This window comes from Bradyrhizobium sp. AT1, from assembly GCF_001590795.1.
GTDB lineage: Bacteria > Pseudomonadota > Alphaproteobacteria > Rhizobiales > Xanthobacteraceae > Bradyrhizobium.
Genome location: NZ_JXDL01000001.1, coordinates 2,951,072 through 2,971,316 on the forward strand (window position 1 = coordinate 2,951,072; position 20,245 = coordinate 2,971,316).

General features: G+C 64.6%; 19 protein-coding genes. 6 read left to right on the forward strand and 13 right to left on the reverse strand.

Features of this window, described 5'->3' with window-relative positions:
* Positions 1-104: 104 nt before the first annotated feature.
* From SE92_RS13900 to SE92_RS13920, 5 genes are all read right to left on the reverse strand, one after another.
* Positions 105-953 carry an ABC transporter ATP-binding protein gene (locus SE92_RS13900; protein WP_063196296.1) on the reverse strand — a complete coding sequence of 283 codons (849 nt, stop codon included), beginning with the start codon at positions 951-953 and terminating at the stop codon, positions 105-107.
* A gap of 148 nt (positions 954-1,101) precedes the next feature.
* Positions 1,102-2,094, reverse strand: a complete 993-nt coding sequence (locus SE92_RS13905) for an ABC transporter substrate-binding protein (protein ID WP_063196297.1) — start codon at positions 2,092-2,094, stop codon at positions 1,102-1,104.
* A 51-nt stretch (positions 2,095-2,145) separates the two neighbouring features.
* On the reverse strand, positions 2,146-2,955 hold the full coding sequence (locus SE92_RS13910; protein WP_063196298.1) for an ABC transporter permease: 810 nt from the start codon (positions 2,953-2,955) through the stop codon (positions 2,146-2,148).
* A 430-nt stretch (positions 2,956-3,385) separates the two neighbouring features.
* Complete coding sequence (locus SE92_RS13915) at positions 3,386-4,093, reverse strand: TetR/AcrR family transcriptional regulator (protein ID WP_198172635.1); 708 nt, start codon at positions 4,091-4,093, stop codon at positions 3,386-3,388.
* A gap of 214 nt (positions 4,094-4,307) precedes the next feature.
* A complete protein-coding gene (locus SE92_RS13920) occupies positions 4,308-5,156 on the reverse strand; it encodes a VOC family protein (protein ID WP_063196300.1) in 849 nt (282 codons plus the stop codon).
* 212 nt (positions 5,157-5,368) lie between these two features.
* On the opposite strand from SE92_RS13920, the gene SE92_RS13925 reads away from it, so the two are divergent.
* Complete coding sequence (locus SE92_RS13925) at positions 5,369-6,262, forward strand: sugar kinase (protein WP_063196301.1); 894 nt, start codon at positions 5,369-5,371, stop codon at positions 6,260-6,262.
* A gap of 6 nt (positions 6,263-6,268) precedes the next feature.
* Positions 6,269-7,186 carry a ribokinase gene (locus SE92_RS13930; protein WP_063196302.1) on the forward strand — a complete coding sequence of 306 codons (918 nt, stop codon included), beginning with the start codon at positions 6,269-6,271 and terminating at the stop codon, positions 7,184-7,186.
* Here SE92_RS13930 and SE92_RS13935 read toward each other — a convergent pair whose 3' ends face one another.
* Complete coding sequence (locus SE92_RS13935) at positions 7,187-8,407, reverse strand: NAD(P)/FAD-dependent oxidoreductase (RefSeq protein WP_063196303.1); 1,221 nt, start codon at positions 8,405-8,407, stop codon at positions 7,187-7,189. It lies immediately after the preceding gene.
* Positions 8,408-8,649: 242 nt separating this feature from the next.
* Here SE92_RS13935 and SE92_RS13940 point away from each other — a divergent pair, with 242 nt between their 5' ends.
* Both SE92_RS13940 and SE92_RS13945 read left to right on the forward strand, forming a co-directional pair.
* The gene (locus tag SE92_RS13940; RefSeq protein WP_063196304.1) at positions 8,650-9,444 is read left to right on the forward strand and encodes an enoyl-CoA hydratase/isomerase family protein; all 795 of its coding nucleotides are present in this window, start codon (positions 8,650-8,652) and stop codon (positions 9,442-9,444) included.
* Positions 9,441-10,046, forward strand: coding sequence for a histidine phosphatase family protein (locus SE92_RS13945; RefSeq protein ID WP_063196305.1), 606 nt, complete (start codon positions 9,441-9,443; stop codon positions 10,044-10,046). The genes SE92_RS13940 and SE92_RS13945 overlap by 4 nt, the downstream gene beginning before the upstream one ends.
* Here the strand turns inward: SE92_RS13945 and SE92_RS13950 are convergent.
* The 4 genes from SE92_RS13950 to SE92_RS13965 form a co-directional block, all read right to left on the reverse strand.
* Positions 10,006-11,346 carry a TRAP transporter large permease gene (locus SE92_RS13950; RefSeq protein WP_063196306.1) on the reverse strand — a complete coding sequence of 447 codons (1,341 nt, stop codon included), beginning with the start codon at positions 11,344-11,346 and terminating at the stop codon, positions 10,006-10,008. The genes SE92_RS13945 and SE92_RS13950 overlap by 41 nt on opposite strands.
* Entirely contained in the window at positions 11,343-11,921 is a 579-nt protein-coding gene (locus SE92_RS13955) for a TRAP transporter small permease (RefSeq protein WP_063196307.1), read from the reverse strand. Before SE92_RS13955 ends, SE92_RS13950 begins: the two co-directional genes overlap by 4 nt.
* 151 nt (positions 11,922-12,072) lie before the next feature.
* On the reverse strand, positions 12,073-13,068 hold the full coding sequence (locus SE92_RS13960; protein ID WP_063196308.1) for a TRAP transporter substrate-binding protein: 996 nt from the start codon (positions 13,066-13,068) through the stop codon (positions 12,073-12,075).
* A gap of 55 nt (positions 13,069-13,123) precedes the next feature.
* The gene (locus SE92_RS13965; protein WP_063203508.1) at positions 13,124-14,839 is read right to left on the reverse strand and encodes an IlvD/Edd family dehydratase; all 1,716 of its coding nucleotides are present in this window, start codon (positions 14,837-14,839) and stop codon (positions 13,124-13,126) included.
* A gap of 172 nt (positions 14,840-15,011) precedes the next feature.
* Between SE92_RS13965 and SE92_RS13970 the strand changes: the two genes are divergently transcribed.
* Complete coding sequence (locus tag SE92_RS13970) at positions 15,012-15,689, forward strand: GntR family transcriptional regulator (protein WP_063196309.1); 678 nt, start codon at positions 15,012-15,014, stop codon at positions 15,687-15,689.
* Positions 15,690-15,926: 237 nt separating this feature from the next.
* On the opposite strand, the gene SE92_RS13975 is transcribed toward SE92_RS13970, so the two are convergent.
* Both SE92_RS13975 and SE92_RS13980 read right to left on the reverse strand, forming a co-directional pair.
* Positions 15,927-16,340 (reverse strand): hypothetical protein, encoded by a 414-nt coding sequence (locus SE92_RS13975; RefSeq protein WP_063196310.1) that lies wholly within the window; start codon positions 16,338-16,340, stop codon positions 15,927-15,929.
* A 227-nt stretch (positions 16,341-16,567) separates the two neighbouring features.
* Positions 16,568-17,392, reverse strand: a complete 825-nt coding sequence (locus SE92_RS13980; protein ID WP_063196311.1) for an NAD-dependent epimerase/dehydratase family protein — start codon at positions 17,390-17,392, stop codon at positions 16,568-16,570.
* A gap of 89 nt (positions 17,393-17,481) precedes the next feature.
* On the opposite strand from SE92_RS13980, the gene SE92_RS13985 reads away from it, so the two are divergent.
* Positions 17,482-18,459 carry an SMP-30/gluconolactonase/LRE family protein gene (locus tag SE92_RS13985; RefSeq protein ID WP_063196312.1) on the forward strand — a complete coding sequence of 326 codons (978 nt, stop codon included), beginning with the start codon at positions 17,482-17,484 and terminating at the stop codon, positions 18,457-18,459.
* Positions 18,460-18,600: 141 nt separating this feature from the next.
* On the opposite strand, the gene SE92_RS13990 is transcribed toward SE92_RS13985, so the two are convergent.
* A complete protein-coding gene (locus SE92_RS13990) occupies positions 18,601-20,031 on the reverse strand; it encodes an aldehyde dehydrogenase family protein (RefSeq protein ID WP_063196313.1) in 1,431 nt (476 codons plus the stop codon).
* Between the last annotated feature and the right edge of the window lie 214 nt (positions 20,032-20,245).

Below are 20,245 nucleotides of genomic sequence, written 5' to 3' on the forward strand. Positions count from 1 at the left end.
GGGGGGTGTCCCATTGCGGAGACACCCTCTCCCCAGCCCTCCCCCGCAGGCGGGGGAGGGAGCGCACCGTCCTTGTGGTTGCGCCCAAGAGCAATCGCACGATTCTAATCCAACGCCCCTTGCGAGAAGAAATGCTTGCGGATGCGCTGCACGAGCTCGGTGAACACCGGATCAGCCATGACGTCGAGCGAGCGCGGCCGCGGCAGCGGGACGTCGTAGATCGCGGCGACCGCACCGGGCCGCTCGGTCATGACCAGTACGCGGTCGGCGAGGAACACGGCTTCCGGAATCGAATGCGTGATCAGCAGCACGGTCTTCTTCGTCTCGCGCTGAATTCGCATCAGCTCGACGTTCATGCGCTCGCGCGTCAGCGCATCGAGCGCACCGAACGGCTCGTCCATCAGCATTATCCTGGGATCGTGCACCAGCGCGCGGCAGATCGAAGCGCGCTGCTGCATGCCGCCGGAGAGCTGCCAGGGCAGTTTCTTCTCGAAGCCTTCGAGCCCGACCAGCTTCAACAGTGACTTGGCGCGATCGAGATATTCCTGCCGCGGCAGCCGCTTCATGTCGATCGGCAACATCACGTTGGCGAGGATGTTGCGCCAGGGCAGCAGCAAGGCGTTCTGGAACACGATGCCGACATTGCCGTGCGGCGTCGTCACCTTCTCGCCCTCGACCAGGATCTCGCCCGTGGTCGGCGGCAGCAGGCCGGAGATCAGCTTGAGCAGCGTAGACTTGCCGCAGCCGGAGGGGCCGACCACGACGAAGAACTCGCCGTCATTGATGTGGAAGTCGAGCGGCCGCAGCGACGGCACATCGCCGTCGCGCGTCCGGTAGGTCTTCGATACGCCCGATAGCTTGATGCCGGACGCATCGTTACCGGCGCGGTCCGACACCAGGCGCAGATGTGCGCCCGGCTGCAGATCGACTGGCTTTGTTGCAGGGTTCGTCACAGCCCTCTCCACCCGTCGTCCCTGCAAACGCAGGGACCCATACGCCGTGTCCGCGCGGTTGGGCACGCGGAGAGAGACCTTCCGCAACCATCGAAGCCGGTGGTTATGGATCCCTGCGTTCGCAGGGACGACAGCGGAGATTGATCGCTCACGAGCCACTCTTCGGCAGATAGTCGTTGCTGTAGAACGCCTTCGGGTTCTCCTTGGCCTTGGCATCGAGCCCGCCATATTCGACCAGCAGATTGACCGTCTCAGTCATGTTCTGGTCGGTGACCTGGAACGGCCGCTTGCTCGTGGTCTCGGCGGTCCGGTACAGCGGGATGGTCAGCTCAAAGCCTTGCGTCAGCGTGTCGATCTTGCCGCCCTTGGGGTTGGCATCGAGGATCGATTGCGCGGCCGCCTTCGGCTCCTTCTCGGCGGCTTCGACGGCCTTCGTGGTCGCCGACATGAAGCGGCGGACGAGGTCGGCATTGGCCTTCACATAATCGGTGTTGGCGATGATGCCCGACGAGACCATGTTGATGCCGTAGTCGGCGAACTTGATCGGGTAGACGTCCTTGCCGGTGGCGTCCTTGATCTTCATCGACTGGTCCATGACGTAGCCGAGGAGAAGATCAGCCTGGCCGTTGATGACGGCGTTGAGCTTGGTCTGGCCGTCGCCGGCAACCGTCTTGAAGTCGCTTTCCTTCAGGCCGGTCTTCTTCAGGAACAGCGGCCAGATCTGGGTCATGGAATCCGCCGGTGTGATCGCCACGGTCTTGCCCTTGATGTCCTCCGGCTTCTTGATGTTCTTGTCGACAAAGCCCATCGCGGACATCGGCGAGGTCTGCAGCAGCACGCCGGTCGCAACCACGGGCGCGCCCTTGATGGCGGCGCGCATCATGGTGGGGACGTCGACATAGCCGAAATCGGCAGTCTTGGCGGCAACGGCCTGTGTGGTCGCGGCCGAGCCGCGGCCTTCCTGGATCTCGAGGTCGATACCCTCCGCCGCGTAGATGCCCTTGGCCTTGCCGTAATAGAACGGCGCGTGCTCGCCATAGACGTACCAGTTCAGCATCAGCACGACCTTGTCAGCTGCCCGCGCGGGCGCAACTGCAAACGCCATCAGCGCCACTGATGCAGCCCCAATCCACCGCTTCATCGTCACTCTCCCTTGCCGTTATGTTTCGGCCGTTAGTGGCCGTTGCTGAAATTATGATGCGAAAATCACGTCCTCCCGCTGGCTGACATGCCAGGGAATGACCAGCTTCTCGATCCGGTCCACGACCCAGAATAGAATCACGCCGAGCAGCGCGAGGATCACGAGCGCCGCGAACATCGTCGGCAGGTCGAAGGTGCCGATCGAGCGCTGCATCACGTAGCCGATGCCGGAATTGGAGCCGACGAACTCGCCGACGACGGCGCCGACCACGGCGAGCGTCACCGACACTTTCAGCCCTGAGAAGATCGCCGGCAGCGCGTGCGGCAGGTTCACCGCGCAAAACACCTGGAAACGGCTGCCCTGCATGGCGCGGGCGAGATCGACCATGTCAGGATCGACCGACTTGAAACCCTGCACGGCGGAGACGACCACCGGGAAGAATCCGAGCAGGAACGCCGAGATTACCTTGGGAATGATGCCGAAGCCGAACCACACCACGAACAGCGGCGCGATCGCGATCTTCGGCACGGATTGCGAGAACACCAGCAGCGGATAGACATAGCTCTCCACCGTCTTCGAGCCCGCGATCAACATGGCGACCGGAATACCGAACAACGCCGACAGCAGGAAGCCGCAGACGGTCGCATAGGTGGTCGGCCATGACTGGCGCAGCAGTTCCGGCCATTCCGTCCGCAGCACGGCGACGACATCGAGAGGCGCCGGGATCTGATAGGCGGGAATCCTGAACAGCCGGATCGAAAGATCCCAGGCAACGACGATGAAGACGAGGAACAAAAACGGCCGAACCCAGGCCGCGTTCAGCATCCTGGACACTGCACCTTGCTGCTTGAGCTCGGCCAATTTTCACTCCCGGCATTTTCTTCGTTGTGAGGAGAAATTAACCCGTTGGATAAATACTGTCCAGAGTTTTCCCTGTGACGTTTTGCGGCGGGTTCCGCGGGTGGCAAACGGGACTCTCGCCTCCGTGTCCCGGACGCGCTGCAGCGTGAAACGCTGCCGCGCAGAGCCGGGACCCAGAAGCTCCGTGCTCCGTCGAGGCATGGGCCCCGGCTCTGTAGCGCACCGCGAAGACGCGCTGCGCTGCGTCCGGGGCACTAGAGTGCATCCTCGGTGTCATTCCCCGCGCAGGCGGGGAATCCAGTACGCCGCGGCTTCTCGGTTCAATCTCAACCGTCTCTGGAATACTGGATTGCCCGCCTGCGCGGGCAATGACGGCGGAGATTGCGGAAATAGACGGAAGATGTGCCCGCCAACACGCAGACGCGCCCCGCTACACCGTCTGCGCCACCGCCGCCCTCGGCTTCGGGGCCTTCGCGACCTCGAACAGCGCGACCGACCGCCCCGTCAGCGCTGCCAGCACGAGGCCCACCATGTGGGCCAGCCGCTCGTCCTTGGCCTTCTTGTCCAGGAGGTCGCGGCCGAAGATCACGCTGAGCGTTGCCGAATTGGAGAGATAGAAGAAGCAAAGCCCGGCGATGGAGATGTAGAGCTGCACCGGATCGACCGCGACCTGGAAATCGCCAGACTCCACGCCGCGCCGCACCACGGTGCGGATCATCTCGACGAAGGGCGAGTGCATCGACTTGACCTTGGTCGACTTCTTCAGATGCTTGGCGCGCGCGAGGTTCTCGGTCTGGAGCAGCGACAGGAATTCGGGATTGCGCAGGAAGTAATTCCAGGTGAACTCGATCAGGCGCCTGATCGCTTCGGGCGGATCGAGATGCTCGAGATCGAGCCCACGCTCCTCGCTGCGGATCTTGTCATAGGCGCCTTCGAGCACGGCGAGATAGAGCTCGTCCTTGTTGCCGACGTGGTAGTACAGCATGCGCTTGTTGGCGCCGGCCTTGGCCGCGATGCGGTCGACCCGGGCGCCGGCGAGGCCGTGGGCGGAAAACTCCTGCTTGGCGGCTTCGAGAATGCGCAGCCGCATCCCCTCCGGGTCACGCTGCCATTTCAGAGTTCGCTTTGCCTTCGCCAAACCGGGTGCTCGCTGGGTGGTCTCTCGTCAGCTGTAACACGCGGGCGAGCGTTTGAGAACGATCTCATGCCCCGGACGCAGCGCAGCGCTTCTTCAGCGGTGCGCTGCAGAGCCGGGGCCCATGTTGCGGCGGATTCGTGGAGAGATGGGTCCCGGCTCTGCGCAGCAACGCCAAGAGCGTTGCAGCGCGTCCGGGACACGAGAGTGAGGTCCCTCACTCGACGGGCTTCGGCGAGCGCTCCAGCAGCACCGTCTGAATCCCGCAAGTGCCGTTCCGCACCGTCATGATCCGCGTGCCCGGCTTGCGGCCGTTGCGCACCTCGGAGACGTCGAGGCCGGCAGCGATCAGGCGGGCACGGGTGGCGTCGATGTCTGCGACGCGCCAGCTCAGGCCCCAGAGACGGTCATGCGCGAGGTCGCTGCCGGCGACGGGCCGGCGCACCACCTCGACGATGAGGTCGCCGCAGCGGAAGAACATCAGCTGGCCCCAATCCTGGTGCGAGCGGTCGAGCGCCAGATCGAGGCCGAGCCGCGCGCCGTAGAGCGCGGCGGCACGTTCGGAATCCTCGGTGGTGACCACGACGTGGTCGAGCGCGTCGATCGGCGCGATGTCGGTCGCGGGGGAGAGCGGCCGCTCGTCGGCGAGCTCAAGGAAGAACATGCGCACGCCGCGGGTGAGTTCCGTGGCGGCGCGTGTACGCTTCCAATGCAGGACGTTCCCCGATTCAGCGTCGCTGCTTTCGACCTCCGCGACCGGATCGGGGCTCAAGGCCACCCGTTCCAGCCGCCGGTGCATCCGGCCGATGTCTGCGACACGAAAGCACAGGCTGGCAAGCACGCCTTCCTGGTCGTCGAGCAGCGCGCGCATGCGATCCGCAGTCACGCTGAAGCCGCTGGGCGCCATCAATTCGACCGTCATGTTCGCAAGGGTGAACAGCACCCGGTCAGCGCCCTCACCCGAGTTCTGCCAGGCCGGCGCGCGCGCGAGCAGCGTCTGGTAGGCCGCCTTCGCCGCGCCAATATCGCTCACGAGAACGACGACATGATCGAGGCCGGTGATCATCTTGCACCCATTTGATCGACTTGGAACCCCCCGACCGAAAAACGGCATTTGTCCGGGCTTGGCATTGGCCCGACATGGTCGTATTCCGGCACCCTGCTGACCTCAAGCGCTCCGGGCGGCAGTTTTGCGAATAATTTCAGCGTCCCTCCGGAGCGGAACCGGTGCTAGAGTAATCCAGCCGGCCGGGACCACAAGCGCATCACGGACAAGCAATGCAGGCTCTCTTCATCGGACAGACCTATATCGACGTCGTCTTCATCACCGACCACATGCCGACCGGCGACGAGAAGCATGTGGCCTCGGACTACGCCGTCTCCTTCGGCGGCAATGCGGTGACGGCGGCGTTCTGCTGCGCCAAGCTCGGCATCGTTCCGGATCTCATCGCCACCGCGGCCAATGACTGGCTGGGACGCATGTTCCAGGACATGTGCGCGAAATACGCGATCTCGCTGCACGGGCGGAAGGTCAACCAGTCCTCGCTCTCCTTCATCATGCCGAAGGACGGCAAGCGCGCCATCGTCCGCTGCCGCGACGACGAGCACATCCACCCTTTCCCGATGCTCAATCTCGGCGGCTGCCGCGCGCTGCACGTCGACGGCCACCAGCCGGACGCCGCGCTCCACTACGCCAAAGTCTGCCGCGAGGCCGGCATCCTGACTTCGCTCGACGGCGGCGGCCTGCGCACCAACACCCATGAGCTCTTGGAATTCATCGACGTCGCCATCGTCGCCGAGCGCCTGTGCGAACAGATGGACCTGACGCCCGAGAAGATGCTCGATTATCTCAAGAGCCGCGGCTGCAAGATCGGCGGCATCACCATGGGCGAGAAGGGCCTGCTCTGGTACGACGAAACCGGCACGGTGCAGGTGATGCCAGCGATGCCGATTCCGCGCGAGCGCGTGATCGATACCAACGGTGCCGGCGACGTCTTCCACGGCGCCTATGTCTATTCCTACCTCGCCCATCCCGGAAAAAGCTGGCGCGAGCATTTTGATTTTGCCCGGGCCGCCTCGACCTACAAGATCCAGCGTCTCGGCAACGAGGCGGGATTGCCGACGCTGGTCGATATCGCCAAGGTCCGGCACGAGTTCGAGGTCAGGGTCTAGATCGAGATGGGGCGCGTCTTCGTCGCCGGCAGCATCAACATGGATGTGGTGGCGACGGCCGATCGCCACCCGAAGGTCGGCGAGACCGTCGCGGGCCGGCAGGTGCTGTATTTTCCGGGCGGCAAGGGTGCGAACCAGGCGGTGGCGGCGTCACGGCTTGGCACGGGGACGACGCTGATCGGGCGGCTGGGCAAGGATTCGTTCGGGGCCGAGCTGAAGGCCTTTCTCGGCGACCAGGGCATCGATCTCGGCTATGTCGTGGAGACGGCCGAGGCGCACACCGGCACGGCCATCATCACGGTGGCGGAGACCGACAACACCATCGTCGTCATTCCCGGCGCGAACGGGCTGGTCAGCGCGGATGACGTCAGCATCGTACCGATGCTGAAGGGTGACGTCGCGGTCAGCCAGTTCGAGATTCCGCTGCCGACCATCGCCGCGTTCTTCCGGCGCGCGCGCGGGGCTGGCGCTGTCACCGTGCTCAACCCGGCGCCGGCGCAAAAGATGTCGAGCGACCTGCTTGCGCTGGTCGACGTCCTCGTGCTGAACGAAACCGAGCTCGGCTTCCTCGCGGGCGTGGAACTGTCAGAAGATGATCCGGCGGCGCGCATCATCGATGTCGCGCGACAACTTCAGGCGCGCGGGGACCAGACCATCTGCATCACGCTCGGCAAGCGCGGCGTGCTCGCGCTTGCGGGGCGCGAGGAGATTGCGGTCCCCGGGCGCGTCGTGAAGGCGGTCGACACCACCGGCGCCGGCGACTGCTTTGTCGGCGCACTCGCCGCGCAACTGGCTGACGCTGTGCCGTTGCGCGCCGCCCTCACCTTCGCCAACGCGGCGGCGTCAATCAGCGTGCAGCGCATGGGCGCCGGGCCCTCGATGCCGACGACTGCGGAGGTGGCAGCGGTGCTTGGCGCCGGCTGATCAAGCCAGCGCGCTCTTCAGGTCAAAGCTCTCGTCCGCGGCCTGCTCCGGCGTGATCGAGCGGTCCATGGCCTGCAGGCGGCGGCCGAACATGTGATCACCGGCGCGGTTGATGGACTCGATGCCGAGCAGCTTGTCGCCCTTGTAGCAGAACGCGGAAAACGCCTTCTTGGCAGGGTCGCCGCGCAGCACGACGCGATCGTAGCCGGTGGTCAGCCCCGCGATCTGCAGCTTGTCATCGCCCTGGTCGCTCCAGAACCAGGGATGGCCGTCATACGGCTTCTTGTCGCCGGTGAGCCGCGCGGCGAGGCAGCGGGCGTGGTCCGTGGCATTCTGCACCGATTCCAGCCGCAGTGATCCACCGAAGCGCGGGCTCGCGAACAGCGCGCAATCGCCGATCGCGGAGATGTCGGGGTCGGCGGTCGCAAGATATTCGTCGACGATGATGCCGGCGGCGACCGGCAAGCCCGCCTCCGCCGCGAGCTCGATGTTCGGCAGCACGCCAACGCCGACCACGACGAGGTCGGCCGGCAGGTGCCGTCCGTCGCTCAAGGAGACGCCGGTGACCTTGCCGTTCTCGGCTTCGATCGAGGTGGCCTGCACGCCAAGGTGAACGCGGACGCCGGCTTCGCGATGACGTTCCTGGAAATACTCGGAGACCTCGGCCGTCACCGCGCGTGCCATCACGCGCGGAGCGAGCTCCAGCACGTCGACCTCGAGGCCCTTGATCCGCGCGGTCGCGGCGAACTCGAGGCCGATGAAGCCGGCACCGATAATCACGGCGCGCCTCTTCGTCGGCATGATCGCACGCAGCGCCTCGCTCTCGTCGAGGATGCGCAGATATTTCACGTCGGGCAAATTGGCATTGGGCAGATCGAGCAGCCGGTTGCGCGCGCCCGTCGCCAGCACGAGGTGACCGTAGGAAAGCGTCTCTCCCGAGGCGAGCAGCACCTTGCGCGCCGATCGGTCGATCGAGACCGCGCGGCCGGCGATCAGCTCGATCTTCTGGTCCTCATAGAATTTTGCGGGACGGAACATCAGGCTCTCGGGCCCGGCGGAGCCCTTGATGTAGGCCTTGGACAGCGGCGGCCGCTGATAGGGCAGATGCGCCTCGTCATTGATCAGGCAGATGCGCTGCGAAAAGCCCGCCTGGCGCAGCGATGCCGCGGCCTGGTAGCCACCATGGCCGGCACCGACGATGATCACCGGACCCTCGGTCATTGGAGCAGCCTACTTCCGGAGACACGAGCGTGACCCATGTCGTCTCCTCTTTCGCTGATTTTGATTTGCTGGCCTTACGAGGAGCCGGCGCTCGTGTCCGTTCCTTGGCAAAGGCAGGCCCATTTGAGCCTATCGGTCCGCCCAGCGCAAGGGCTGCCGGGGCACTGGCGGCCCGGGGATTGTCACCTCTCGCCTTCTGCGATTTAGTTGCAGCAATGACCTCCTGCCGGGGATTCTCTCAGATGCCAGCTCACGCCTCAAAACCCGACGATCCCGCCCTGCTCAAGGTCGACGGCCCGATCGCGACCATCACGCTGAACCGTCCCGCCGCGTTCAATTCCATCAACCTTGCGATTGCGCAGAAGCTCGAGCAGCTCGCCGCCTATATCGAAGGCGACGACGCCATCAAGGTCCTGGTGCTCGAAGGCGAAGGCCGCGCCTTCTCGGCCGGCGGCGATCTGCAGACGATTGGTGCCGCCGCCGAGGCCGGCACCGTCACGCCGGTCGTCGGCGAGCTCCTGAAGCACTATCACGCCTTCATCGAGATCATCAGGCGCATGCCGAAGATCTCGCTGTCGAGCGTGCACGGCTCGGCGGCCGGCGCCGGCATGGGCCTCGCCTTCGTCACCGATCTCTGCATCGCCGCGGACGACGCAAAATTCACACCGGCCTATGCCAAGATCGGGGTGTCGCCGGACGGCGGCTCGACGGTCGGCATCGTCGGCACGGTCGGCTCGCGCCGCGCGCTACAGATTTTTCTTGCCGAGGACAATTTTACCGCGCAGCAGGCTTATGAATGGGGCCTGGTTGCCAAGACCGTTCCCGCCGCCGAGCTGAAGGCGGCGACGCGGCAACTCGCCGAGCGTCTGGCGCAGAACCCACCGGCGGCGATATCAGGCACCAAGCAGCTGGTCTACCAGGCCGCCACCACGCCGGTGAAGCAGCAGCTCGATGCCGAGGAACACAAGATCATCATGGCGATGCACACGGAGGAATTCCGCGCTGCCGTGAAGAAATTCACGAGCAAATCGAAGTGACACCCGCGCGCAGCTTCTACGGCCTCCGCCACGGCGCCACCGACTGGAATCGCAAGGGGCTGTTCCAGGGCCGCACCGACAATCCGCTGAACGAGGACGGCCTGCGGCAGGCGCACGACGCCGTGGACATGCTGCGCGGCGCCGGAATCAGCCGCATTGTGGCGAGCCCCCTCGCCCGCGCGGCGCGAACCGCCGAGATCATCGCGGACGCGATCTCAGTGCCGCTCGATATCGACGACGGCATCGTCGAGTTCGATTTCGGCAGCTTCGAGGGCCTTCCCGTCCGCGACCTCATGATCAAGCATGGCGTCACATCGGCGACGGGCCTCGTGTCGATCCTTCCGACCGACGGCGAGAGGTGGGACGCCATGGCCGAACGTTCGCTGCGTTGCGTCTCGACCTGGCTCGAGCGTCATCCTGACGACGATCTCCTGTTCGTCTGCCACGACGCGGTGATGCAGGGCATGGCGAATGCGCTGTGCGGCAGCTATTTTAAGAACAGCCACGGCACGCCGTTCCGTTATTTGCACGAGGCCGGGCGGTGGCGGATCGAGCAGGTCGCTACTGCGGACAGATATAGCCCGTCCCCGCCGGCGACTTGAAGCAGCCGACCGATTCCGGGAGCACGTGCCGCGGCAGCCACAGCACCACGCTGGGGAAATAGATCGCGAACGCGATGGTACCGAGGAACACGACATATATCGGCAACGCTGCGCGCAGCGCCTTGGCAAAGCTGACGCCGACGAATTTCGAGGCCATCAGCAACACCAGCCCATAAGGCGGCGTGATCAGGCCGAAGGCGAGCGTGGCGATCAGCACCACGCCCATATGCACCGCGTTGATGTCGCCGGCTTCGGTCAACGTGTTGACCAGCGGCATGAAGATGATGATGGTCGGCACCGGCTCGATGAAATCGCCGACGATGGTGAAGAGCAGCACCATCAACAGCATGATCAAATGCGGATCGTTGCCGGCGATCGAGGTGATCCATTCGGCGATGTAGGTCGCACCACGCAGATAAGCCAGCATCCAGCCGAAGGCGTTGGCCGCGCCGATCGTGATCAACGGCAGCGAGAAGATCAGGCCGGCGAGGCAGAAATCGTAGGGAATTTTCCTAAAGTGCCCGCGGTTGAGCGCGGGGATCACGACCAGCACGATCCAGACGACGGCGACGACGCCGGCTTCCGTCGGCGTGAACCAGCCGGTCAGGATGCCCCCGAGCAAGATCACGGGGATCATCAACGGCAGGGCGGCATCCCCGGCAGCGAACACCACCTGCCGCAGCGGCGCGCGCGGTTTGCGCAAGCCGGAGGGGCCGAAGAAATAGCAATAGATCATCAGGCCGAAACCGATCATCAGGCCCGGCACGACGCCCGCCATGAACAGGCCGGCGATCGAGACGTTACCGACCGCGCCGTACACCACCGCCGTGATACTCGGCGGCACCAGCGCGGCGATCGTCGAGGCGGAGGCGATGATGGCGGCGATGAAGGCGGGCTCGTAGCCCTCGCGCTTCATCGGGCCGCCGAGAGCCCGGCTCATCACGGCGACGTCGGCGGTGGTCGAGCCCGACATCTCCGAAAAGAACATGCTGAAGACCACCACGACCTGCGACAGCCCGCCCCTGATATGACCAACCAGTGAGACCGAGAGATTGGCTATTCGGACCACGACATTGGCCGAGCTCATGAGCTCGCCGACCAGCAGGAAGAACGGGATCGCCAGAAGCGCTTCGGAATCGACGCCGTCAAAGATCTTCTGGATGATGGCGGCGAGCGAAACGTCCGACAGCAGCGCGCCGATGAAGACGCCGGCCATCAGCGAGAACGGCACGGGCACGCCGAGATAGCCGAACGACAGGAAGCAGACCGTCATCAGCGCCAGGACAATGGGTGCGCTCACGGCTGCATCCTTATCTGTGGGTCGGTGACAACGGGCGTTGCGTCGTCCTCGGGCGGCTCGGGATGGTCAAACCCGTTGCGCAGGCCGTTGATGAGCTGCTCGACGGTGAACAGGCCGATCAGCACGCCCGACAATGGAATGATCGCATAGAGCGAAGCGATCGGTGTACCCGACGGCAGGCGGAAGCTGCCGAAGCCGCGCAGATAATTCTGATAGCCATACCAGATCAGGCAGAAGGCGACGCCGAGCACGACAAGGCGGATGATCACCTCGACAATCAGCCGCGAGGGGCCATGCAGCGCCTCCGAGATCGCGGTGAGATAGAGGTGGTCGTTGCGCCGCGTCGCGGCCGCCGTGCCGACGAAGATCGCGTAGATGAACAGCGTCGAGGTCACCTCCTGCAGCCATAGCCAGGGATGGCCGATGGTGCGGGTGACGATGTCGGCGGTGACCGACAGCGAGAAGCCGAAGCACAGCACACCGCAGAGGATCATCAACGCAAGCTCGAGCCAGTCGAGCGCACGCCATTTCAGGTGGCGCTGGCGCTGAACGAGCAGTTTGTCGGCGATGGCCATTGTTGTCGTCCCGGCTGCAAGTTAGCTGCACCTCTCCCGCTTGCGGGAGAGGTCGCGCCGAAGGCGCGGGTGAGGGCTCTTTCCTCTTGGGGCATCCCATTTGCGGAGACACCCTCTCCCGCAAGCGGGAGAGGGAGCGCACCGCTGGTCCCTAATTGATCGACCGGATCAGATCCTTGATCTTCTCGGCGTGCGGGCCGAGCTCCTTGGCGAGCTTGTCGAGATAGGGATCGGCGACCGCCGCAAAGCTCTTCTTGTCGACGTTGTCGACGATCTTGACGCCCATCTTCTTCAGCTTCTCGGCGGCCGTGCGCTCGAGCTCGAACGCCTTCGCCGGCTCCTTGGTGCTGATCTCGTTGGCCGCGGTCTGCACCCAGCCCTTCTGCTCGGCCGAGAGGCTCTGCCAGAGCTTGTCGGAGATGAACACCAGCGCGTTGTTGGCCTCGTGCTCGGTAATATTGAGGACCGGCGCGACTTCGTAGTGCTTGTTGACGAGATAGACGTTGATGCTGTTCTCGGCGACGTCGACCACGCCGGTCTGCAGGCTGGTGTAGACGCTGCCGAACGGCATGTGCACGGTCTGGGCGCCATAGGCCGGGAACATGGTGTCCTCGGTCGCGGTCGCTTGCACGCGGATCTTGGCGCCCTTGATGTCGCCGACATTGTGGATCTCCTTCTTGGAGTACATGTGGCGCACGCCCTGCGAGCCGGTCGCGATCACGTGAAGGCCCTGCGTGGTCTCGTCGATCATGGTCTTGAGCGCTTCGAACACGCGGGGATCGGCCAATCCCTTGACCACATGCTTCTCGTCGCGGAAGAGATAGTGCAGCGACATCACGCCGGCCTGCGGCGAGATCGTCGCGGTGTTGGCGGAGGAGATGATCGAGAATTCGACGTCGCCGGCCTTCACCAGCTGGAGCACCTGCGGCTCCTGCCCGAGCTGGGCACCGGGGTACTGGTCGATGATCATGGTGCCCTTGCTCAATTCCTTGAGCTTCTCGGCAAACAGGTCACCCGCGATGGAATAACCGGTGTTGCGCGGCTGGTCGTAGGCGAAGCGATAATGCTTCACCTCCTGTGCCCCGGCTCCGGTGACGACAAGCATGACGGCCGCGGCCGTCAACCCACGTATGGATCGTGCAATCATCGTTTCCCCCTGTTCATCGCCCGCCGCTTGTGCGGTCTGGGCGTTCGTACTTCGGTCAGCTCGTCTCGGTCTTCCCAGTCCTCTGCATGAAATCGAAATCGCAGCCTTCGTCGGCCTGCATGATGGTCTCGTTGAATAGCCAGGCATAGCCGCGCCGGGCTTCCTCGGGCGCGGCCGTCGGCTTCAGCGCGGCGCGGCGACGCTCCAGCTCAGCCGCATCGACCAAGAGCTCGATGCTGCGCTTGGCAACATCGAGGCTGATCATGTCGCCGTTCTTCACCAGCGCCAGCGGCCCGCCGACTGCGGATTCCGGGGTGATGTGCAGCACGATGGTGCCGAACGCGGTGCCGCTCATGCGCGCATCGGAAATGCGCACCATGTCCTTGGTGCCGCCACGCGCAAGCTTTTTCGGGATCGGCAGATAGCCGGCTTCCGGCATGCCCGGCGCACCCTTGGGACCGGCATTGCGCAGCACCAGCACGTCGTCAGCGCTGACATCGAGATCGGGATCGTCGACCCGCAGGGTCATGTCCTCGACGGATTCGAACACCACCGCGCGGCCGGTGTGCTTCAACAGCTTCGGGCTCGCCGCCGACTGCTTGATGACCGCACCGCGCGGCGCGAGATTGCCGTGCAGGACGGCAAGGCCGCCTTCCTTCTTGATCGGATTGTCGCGCGAGCGGATCGCGTCCTGACCCGGCACGTCCTCCGCATTGGCGACGACATCGCGCAGCGTCTGGCCCGAGATGGTCCTGGCATCGAGATCGACGAGATCACCGAGCTGCGCCAGCAGCTTCGGCACGCCGCCGGCATGATGGAAGTGCTCCATATAGTGCTCACCGGACGGCTTGAGATCGACCAGCACCGGCACCTCGCGGCCGATCTGGTCGAACGCTTCGAGATCGAGCCGATGCGGCGAGCGATGCGCCATCGCGGTCAGGTGGATCAGGCCGTTGGTCGAGCCGCCGATCGCCTGGAGCACGACCTGCGCATTCTTGAAAGACGCGGGCGTCAGCACTTCGCTCGGCTTCGGCCCCTTGGCCTTCGCCATCTCGGCCGCCACCTTGCCGCTGGCCTCCGCCAGACGGAAACGCTCGGCATGCGGCGCGGGAATCGTGGCGCTCATCGGCAGCGACAGACCCATGGCTTCGATCATGCAGGCCATGGTCGAGGCCGTGCCCATCACCATGCAGGTGCCGACCGACGGCGCCAGACGCCCGTTCACGGCCTCGATCTCGGAATCGTCCATCTCGCCGGCGCGATATTTGGCCCAGAGGCGGCGGCAGTCGGTGCAGGCACCGAGCACTTCGCCCTTGTGATGGCCGACCACCATGGGGCCGACCGGAATGACCACGGTCGGCAGGTCGGCGCTGATGGCGGCCATCACCTGCGCCGGCAGCGTCTTGTCGCAGCCGCCAATCACGATCACCGAGTCCATGGGCTGGGCGCGGATCATCTCCTCGGTGTCCATCGCCATCAGATTGCGCAGATACATCGAGGTCGGATGCGCGAAGCTCTCGGCGATCGAGATGGTCGGAAACACGAACGGCATCGCGCCCGACAGCATCACGCCGCGTTTGGCAGCCTCGATGATCTGCGGGACGTTGCCGTGGCAGGGATTGTAATCGCTATAGGTGTTGGTGATGCCGACGATCGGGCGCTCCAGCGCGTCGTCGGAATATCCCATGGCCTTGATGAACGCCTTGCGCAGGAACAGCGAGAAGCCGGCATCGCCATAGCTCGTCAGACCCTTGCGCAACCCACTCGTCATCATGCCACTCCTGAAGTTGCCATTGTGGTACAGCCTGAGCCCCGATTGTCAATAAGACTAGTCCATATTGTCGCACTTTAAGGCTCCAGGCAGTGCCCGGGACACAGATTATTGACAATCTGCCCCTTCCCTGCTCCACAGGGCAGACCGGCTGCAGCCGGAGGCTAAGGGCATGTCCGACATTCATACCGCAGAGAGCATGTCGGTCCGACGCGACGACCCGGACGATGTGGTCGCGCGGCTGGAGGAGGACATCATCTTCGGCCGCCTCGCCCCGGGCGCGCGCCTGACCGAAGACGCGCTGATGTCGCGCTACGGCACCTCGCGCCACTTCGTGCGCCAGGCGCTGGTGAACGCGGAGCGACGCGGCATCGTCCGCCGCGAGAAGAACGTCGGCGCCACCGTGCGGTACTACTCGACCGATGAGGTCCGGCAGATCTACGAGGTCAGGGAGATGCTGACCCGCCAGGCCGCGCTGATGATCCCCCTGCCCGCGCCGCCAGCCCTGATCGAGGAGCTCTCCGCACTGCAACGTCGTTATTGCGCCAAGGCCGACATGCAGGATCTGCGCGGCATCCACGAAGCCAACGACGCCTTCCACCTCGCGCTGTTCTCGGCCTGCGGCAATCCCTATCTGGTCCGCTCACTGCAGGACTACATGAACCTGACCCTGCCGATGCGCGCCAAGAACCTCGCCGACCGCGAAGGCCTGGCGCAATCGCGGCGCCAGCATGAGATGATGATCGAGCTCCTGCGGGGCCGCGACAGCTGGGCGCTGGCGCAGCTGTGCGTGGACCACATGCAGTTCAGCAAGAGGGATTATCTGGGAAGGATTGGGCGCGACGGCTAGCGTCGTTCATTTGCGTCCGCGAGTGACATGCACGCTGGCAGCAGCGCCTCCCCCAACACGTCCTTGCGAGGAGCCCTTGCGACGAAGCAATCCACGCTGCTTCCGCGGAGGGATTCTGGATTGCTTCGCTGCGCTCGCAATGACGTTCGGGGAGCGGCTGCGAGTCCAACTCTCACCGCCGCGATAGTGGCTTGAGTTGGCGCGCAGACCGACTCGCCATGGGGAGCCAACACCCGCTCAGTACCGCCTCAGCAGGCCCCGATCCACGCTGGCATCGCCATAGTCGGCGCACGCTCTCTTCGGGTTCCTGATCAACTCCGTCCGGACGCGCCTGAACGTCCTGCTGGCCGCATCCGACACCTCGGGACGGAATTTTCTGGGGTCGTAGCTCTCGCCGTCGCGGGCGTTGATGGCGGCGGCATAGGCGTCGATCATCGCCATCGCGGCCTCGGGACTGCCGAGCAGCCGGGCGCCGAGCCGAACGCCGCCGCTGCCATCGACCTCGTAGCCGTCACATCGCTGTTCCAGCACCACGGATGCGGTGACGAGCTGGTCGAGGAATGTCGCTTCGGCATCGCTGAGCAATGCGGCGCGCGATGGTCCTGACACGATCGTCGCGAGCATTACGACGACTGACAATTTGATTTTCATTGTCGTGGCTCTCGAGTTGCGATCGCACAGATCGAGAGCCGTGGGTGTCCGGGGATGTTGACTTGGATCAATGGGGGCGCCGCAAGGCGTCTGCTCGCATGTGAGAAATTCTCCCTCAACGCGTCATTGCGAGGAGCCCTTGCGGCGAAGCAATCCAGACTGCCGTCCGCGGAGGGATTCTGGATTGCTTCGCTGCGCTCGCAATGACGCGTGGTGAGTGGCGAGCCCTACCGCTTGTTCCAATCGACGATCCGGCTCGCATCGCCGTCGAACTCCATGCTGGCGAAGGAGCCGCCCTGGTAGTGGTCGGCGATTGCGTCCGGCTTCAGCTTGGCCTGCTCGGCCATCGCGTGAGCCACATGATCCTCGGAGCGGCCGGTGGGACGATAACCGAATTCGTAGGCGCGATGGTTGTCCCACCAGGCGCGCTCGTTCAGGGACGCGCCGTAGAACACCTCGAAATGGATGTCAGGATGTTCGAGGCCGATCTGGCAGAGCTGCACCAGGTCTTCCGGCTTCAGCCATATCGAGATGCGGCGATGGTCGAGCGGCTTCTCGTCGCAATTTCCGATGCGGATGCAGGTGACCTTCAGCCCATGCTTGTCGGCATAGAGCCCGCCAACCGCCTCGCCGAACACCTTGCTGACGCCATAGCGTCCGTCGGGGCGCACGGTGACGTCGGTGCCGATCTTGTGGTGGCGCGGGTAGAAGCCGACCACGTGATTGGACGAGGCGAACACCACGCGCTTGACGCCTTTGCGGTAGGCGGCCTCGAACAGATTGTAGCCGCCGATGATGTTGGCCTGGAGGATGTCGTCCCATGGCCCCTCGACCGAATAGCCGCCGAAATGCAGGATGCCGTCGACACCCTCGCAGATCGCCTCGCACTGCGCGAGGTCGGAGAGGTCCGCCGCCTTGAATTGCTCGTTCGGCCCGAGGTCCTTGGGCGGGCGAATGTCGCTGAGCAGCAGGTCGGGATAGATCGGCGGCAGCAGTTTGCGCAGGCGCGTTCCGATCCCGCCCGAGGCTCCCGTCATCAAGATACGCGGCATGTTGTCCCTCGCCGTTGGTGACCAATTTGCGGTCACGTGTCTCTAATGATAGCAGCATTGTCCAGAGGGAACGAAACGAGAGAACCGACATGAATGAGGCATCGTCCCACACCCAGGAGCGGCAAGGCTGGCGGCCGGCGACCTATTACCCCGATCCCGCGATAAAAGCGCTCGATCCCCGCTTCGAAAAATACTGGTTGAAACTGTCGGCGGTGGAGCGACTCGCGACCGGCCTGCGTTGGGCCGAAGGCCCCGTGTGGTTCGGCGACGGACGCTATCTGCTCTGCAGCGACATTCCGAACCAGCGCATCATCAAGTGGGAGGAAGAGACCGGCGCGGTCTCGGTGTTCCGCAAGCCCTCGAATTTCGCCAACGGCAACACGCGCGACCGGCAGGGCCGGCTCGTCACCTGCGAGCATGGCGGTCGGCGCGTGGTGCGCACCGAATATGACGGCAGCATCACCGTGCTGATGGACTCGTTTGGCGGCAAGCGGCTGAACTCGCCGAACGACGTCGTGGTGAAGTCCGACGGCTCGATCTGGTTCACCGATCCGACCTTCGGCCTGCTCGGCAACTACGAGGGCTACAAGGCCGAGCCGGAGATCGAGCCGAACGTCTATCGGTTCGATCCCGCGACCGGCAAGGCGACCATCGTCGCCGAGGGCGTGCTCGGTCCGAATGGGTTGTGCTTCTCGCCGGACGAGAAGATCCTGTACGTCGTGGAATCGCGCGGGGTACCGAACCGCAAGATCCTTGCCTATGACGTTTCGCCGGACGGCACCTCGATCTCCAACAAGCGCGTCCACATCGATGCCGGCCCGGGCACGCCGGACGGCATGCGCTGCGACATCGACGGCAATCTCTGGTGCGGCTGGGGCATGGGCGATCCCGAACTCGACGGCGTCGTGGTGTTCGCGCCCGACGGCGTCATGATCGGCCGCATCGCGCTGCCCGAGCGCTGCGCCAATCTCTGCTTCGGCGGCGTCAAGCGTAACCGCCTGTTCATGGCGGCGAGCCAGTCGATCTACGCGCTTTATGTGAACACGCAGGGTGCGGTGGGAGGATAGTTTCTCCGCGCCGGCCCGTAGCCCGGATGGAGCGAAGCGTAATCCGGGGACCGGTCCCGCATTCCGCTGCGCTCCATGCGGGCTACAAGAAAAAGCCGGAGCGGTTTCCCGCTCCGGCGTCATCTTGATCAGGCAATCAACCTACGCCGCGTTGAAGCCCGCGACGGCCTTCACTTCGAGGAAGTCCTCGAGGCCGTACTTGCCCCACTCGCGGCCGTTGCCCGACTGCTTGTAGCCGCCGAACGGCGCGGTGCGGTCGTTGGGCACGCCCTGGAGGTTGACGTTGCCAGCACGGATCTGGCGGCCGACGCGCTTGGCGTCCTCGACCGACGGACCGTAGACATAGCCGGCGAGTCCATAGGGCGTGTCGTTGGCGATCTTCACCGCGTCGGCTTCGTCCTTGGCGCCGATGATGGTCAGCACCGGTCCGAAAATCTCTTCGCGCGCGATCGTCATGTCGGGCGTGACGTCGGCGAAGATGGTCGGACGGACGTAGAAGCCCTTGTTGACGCCCTCGGGCAGGCCCGGGCCGCCGGCGACGAGCGTTGCGCCCTCGTCGATGCCCTTCTTGATCAGGCCCTGGATCTTGTCCCATTGGCCGCGGTTGACGACGGGGCCGATGGTGGTGCCTTCGGCGCGGGGATCACCGGCCTTGGTCTTGTCGGCGACGGCCTTCGCGATCGCAGCGACTTCCTTCATCTTCGAGGCCGGCACGATCATGCGCGAGGGCGCGTTGCAGGACTGGCCGGAGTTGTTGAACATGTGCATCACGCCGCCGGTCACCGCCTTCGTGAGGTCGGCGCCTTCGAGGATGACGTTCGGCGATTTGCCGCCGAGCTCCTGGCTGACACGCTTCACGGTCGGCGCCGCGCGCTTGGCGACGTCGATGCCGGCGCGGGTCGAGCCGGTGAAGGAGATCATGTCGATGTCCGGGTGCTCGCTCATGGCGGCGCCGACCTCGGGGCCAAGGCCGTTGACGAGGTTGAACACGCCCTTCGGCACGCCGGCTTCATGGAGGATTTCCGCGAAGATCAGCGCCGAGGTCGGGGTGAACTCCGAGGGCTTCAGGATCATTGTGCAGCCGGCGGCGAGCGCGGGCGCGACCTTGCAGGCGATCTGATTTAGCGGCCAGTTCCAGGGCGTGATCATGCCGACCACGCCGATCGGCTCGCGCAGCACCATGGCAGTGCCGACCGGCTCCTCGAAATGATAGTTCTTGAGCACGTCGAGCGTGGTCATGAGATGGCCGAGGCCGGCGCCGGCCTGGAGCTTCTCCGCCATCGGCAGCGGAGCGCCCATCTCGTCGGAGACGGCGGCGCCGATTTCCTTGAGGCGGCCCTTGTAGACCTCGATGACTTTCGAAAGCAGCGCGACGCGCTCGTCACGGCTGGTCTGGGAGAAGGTCGCAAAAGCGCGCTTGGCGGCAGCGACCGCCTTGTCGACGTCGGCCTTGGAGCCCAGCGCAACCTCGTACATCGCCTCTTCCGTCGCCGGATTGACCACGGCGGTGGACTTCTTGACGGCAGGATCGACCCAGGCGCCGTCGATGTAGAATTGCATGCGATTGACCATCGTTAACCTCTTCTTGGGGGCATGGAGGGGGCGTTTCGGCAGGCATCCTTGCACGAAAGCGCCAGCAATTGAACCCGCCATATGCGGGGCCAGCGTTGCGGCGGACGGAGGTTATATGAGCCGATGGCGGGAACGTGGCAAGCGCACGATGGGTCCCGGCTCTGCGTCGCGACATTTCATGCCGCGCCGCGTCCGGGACACGGGATTTAAAAAC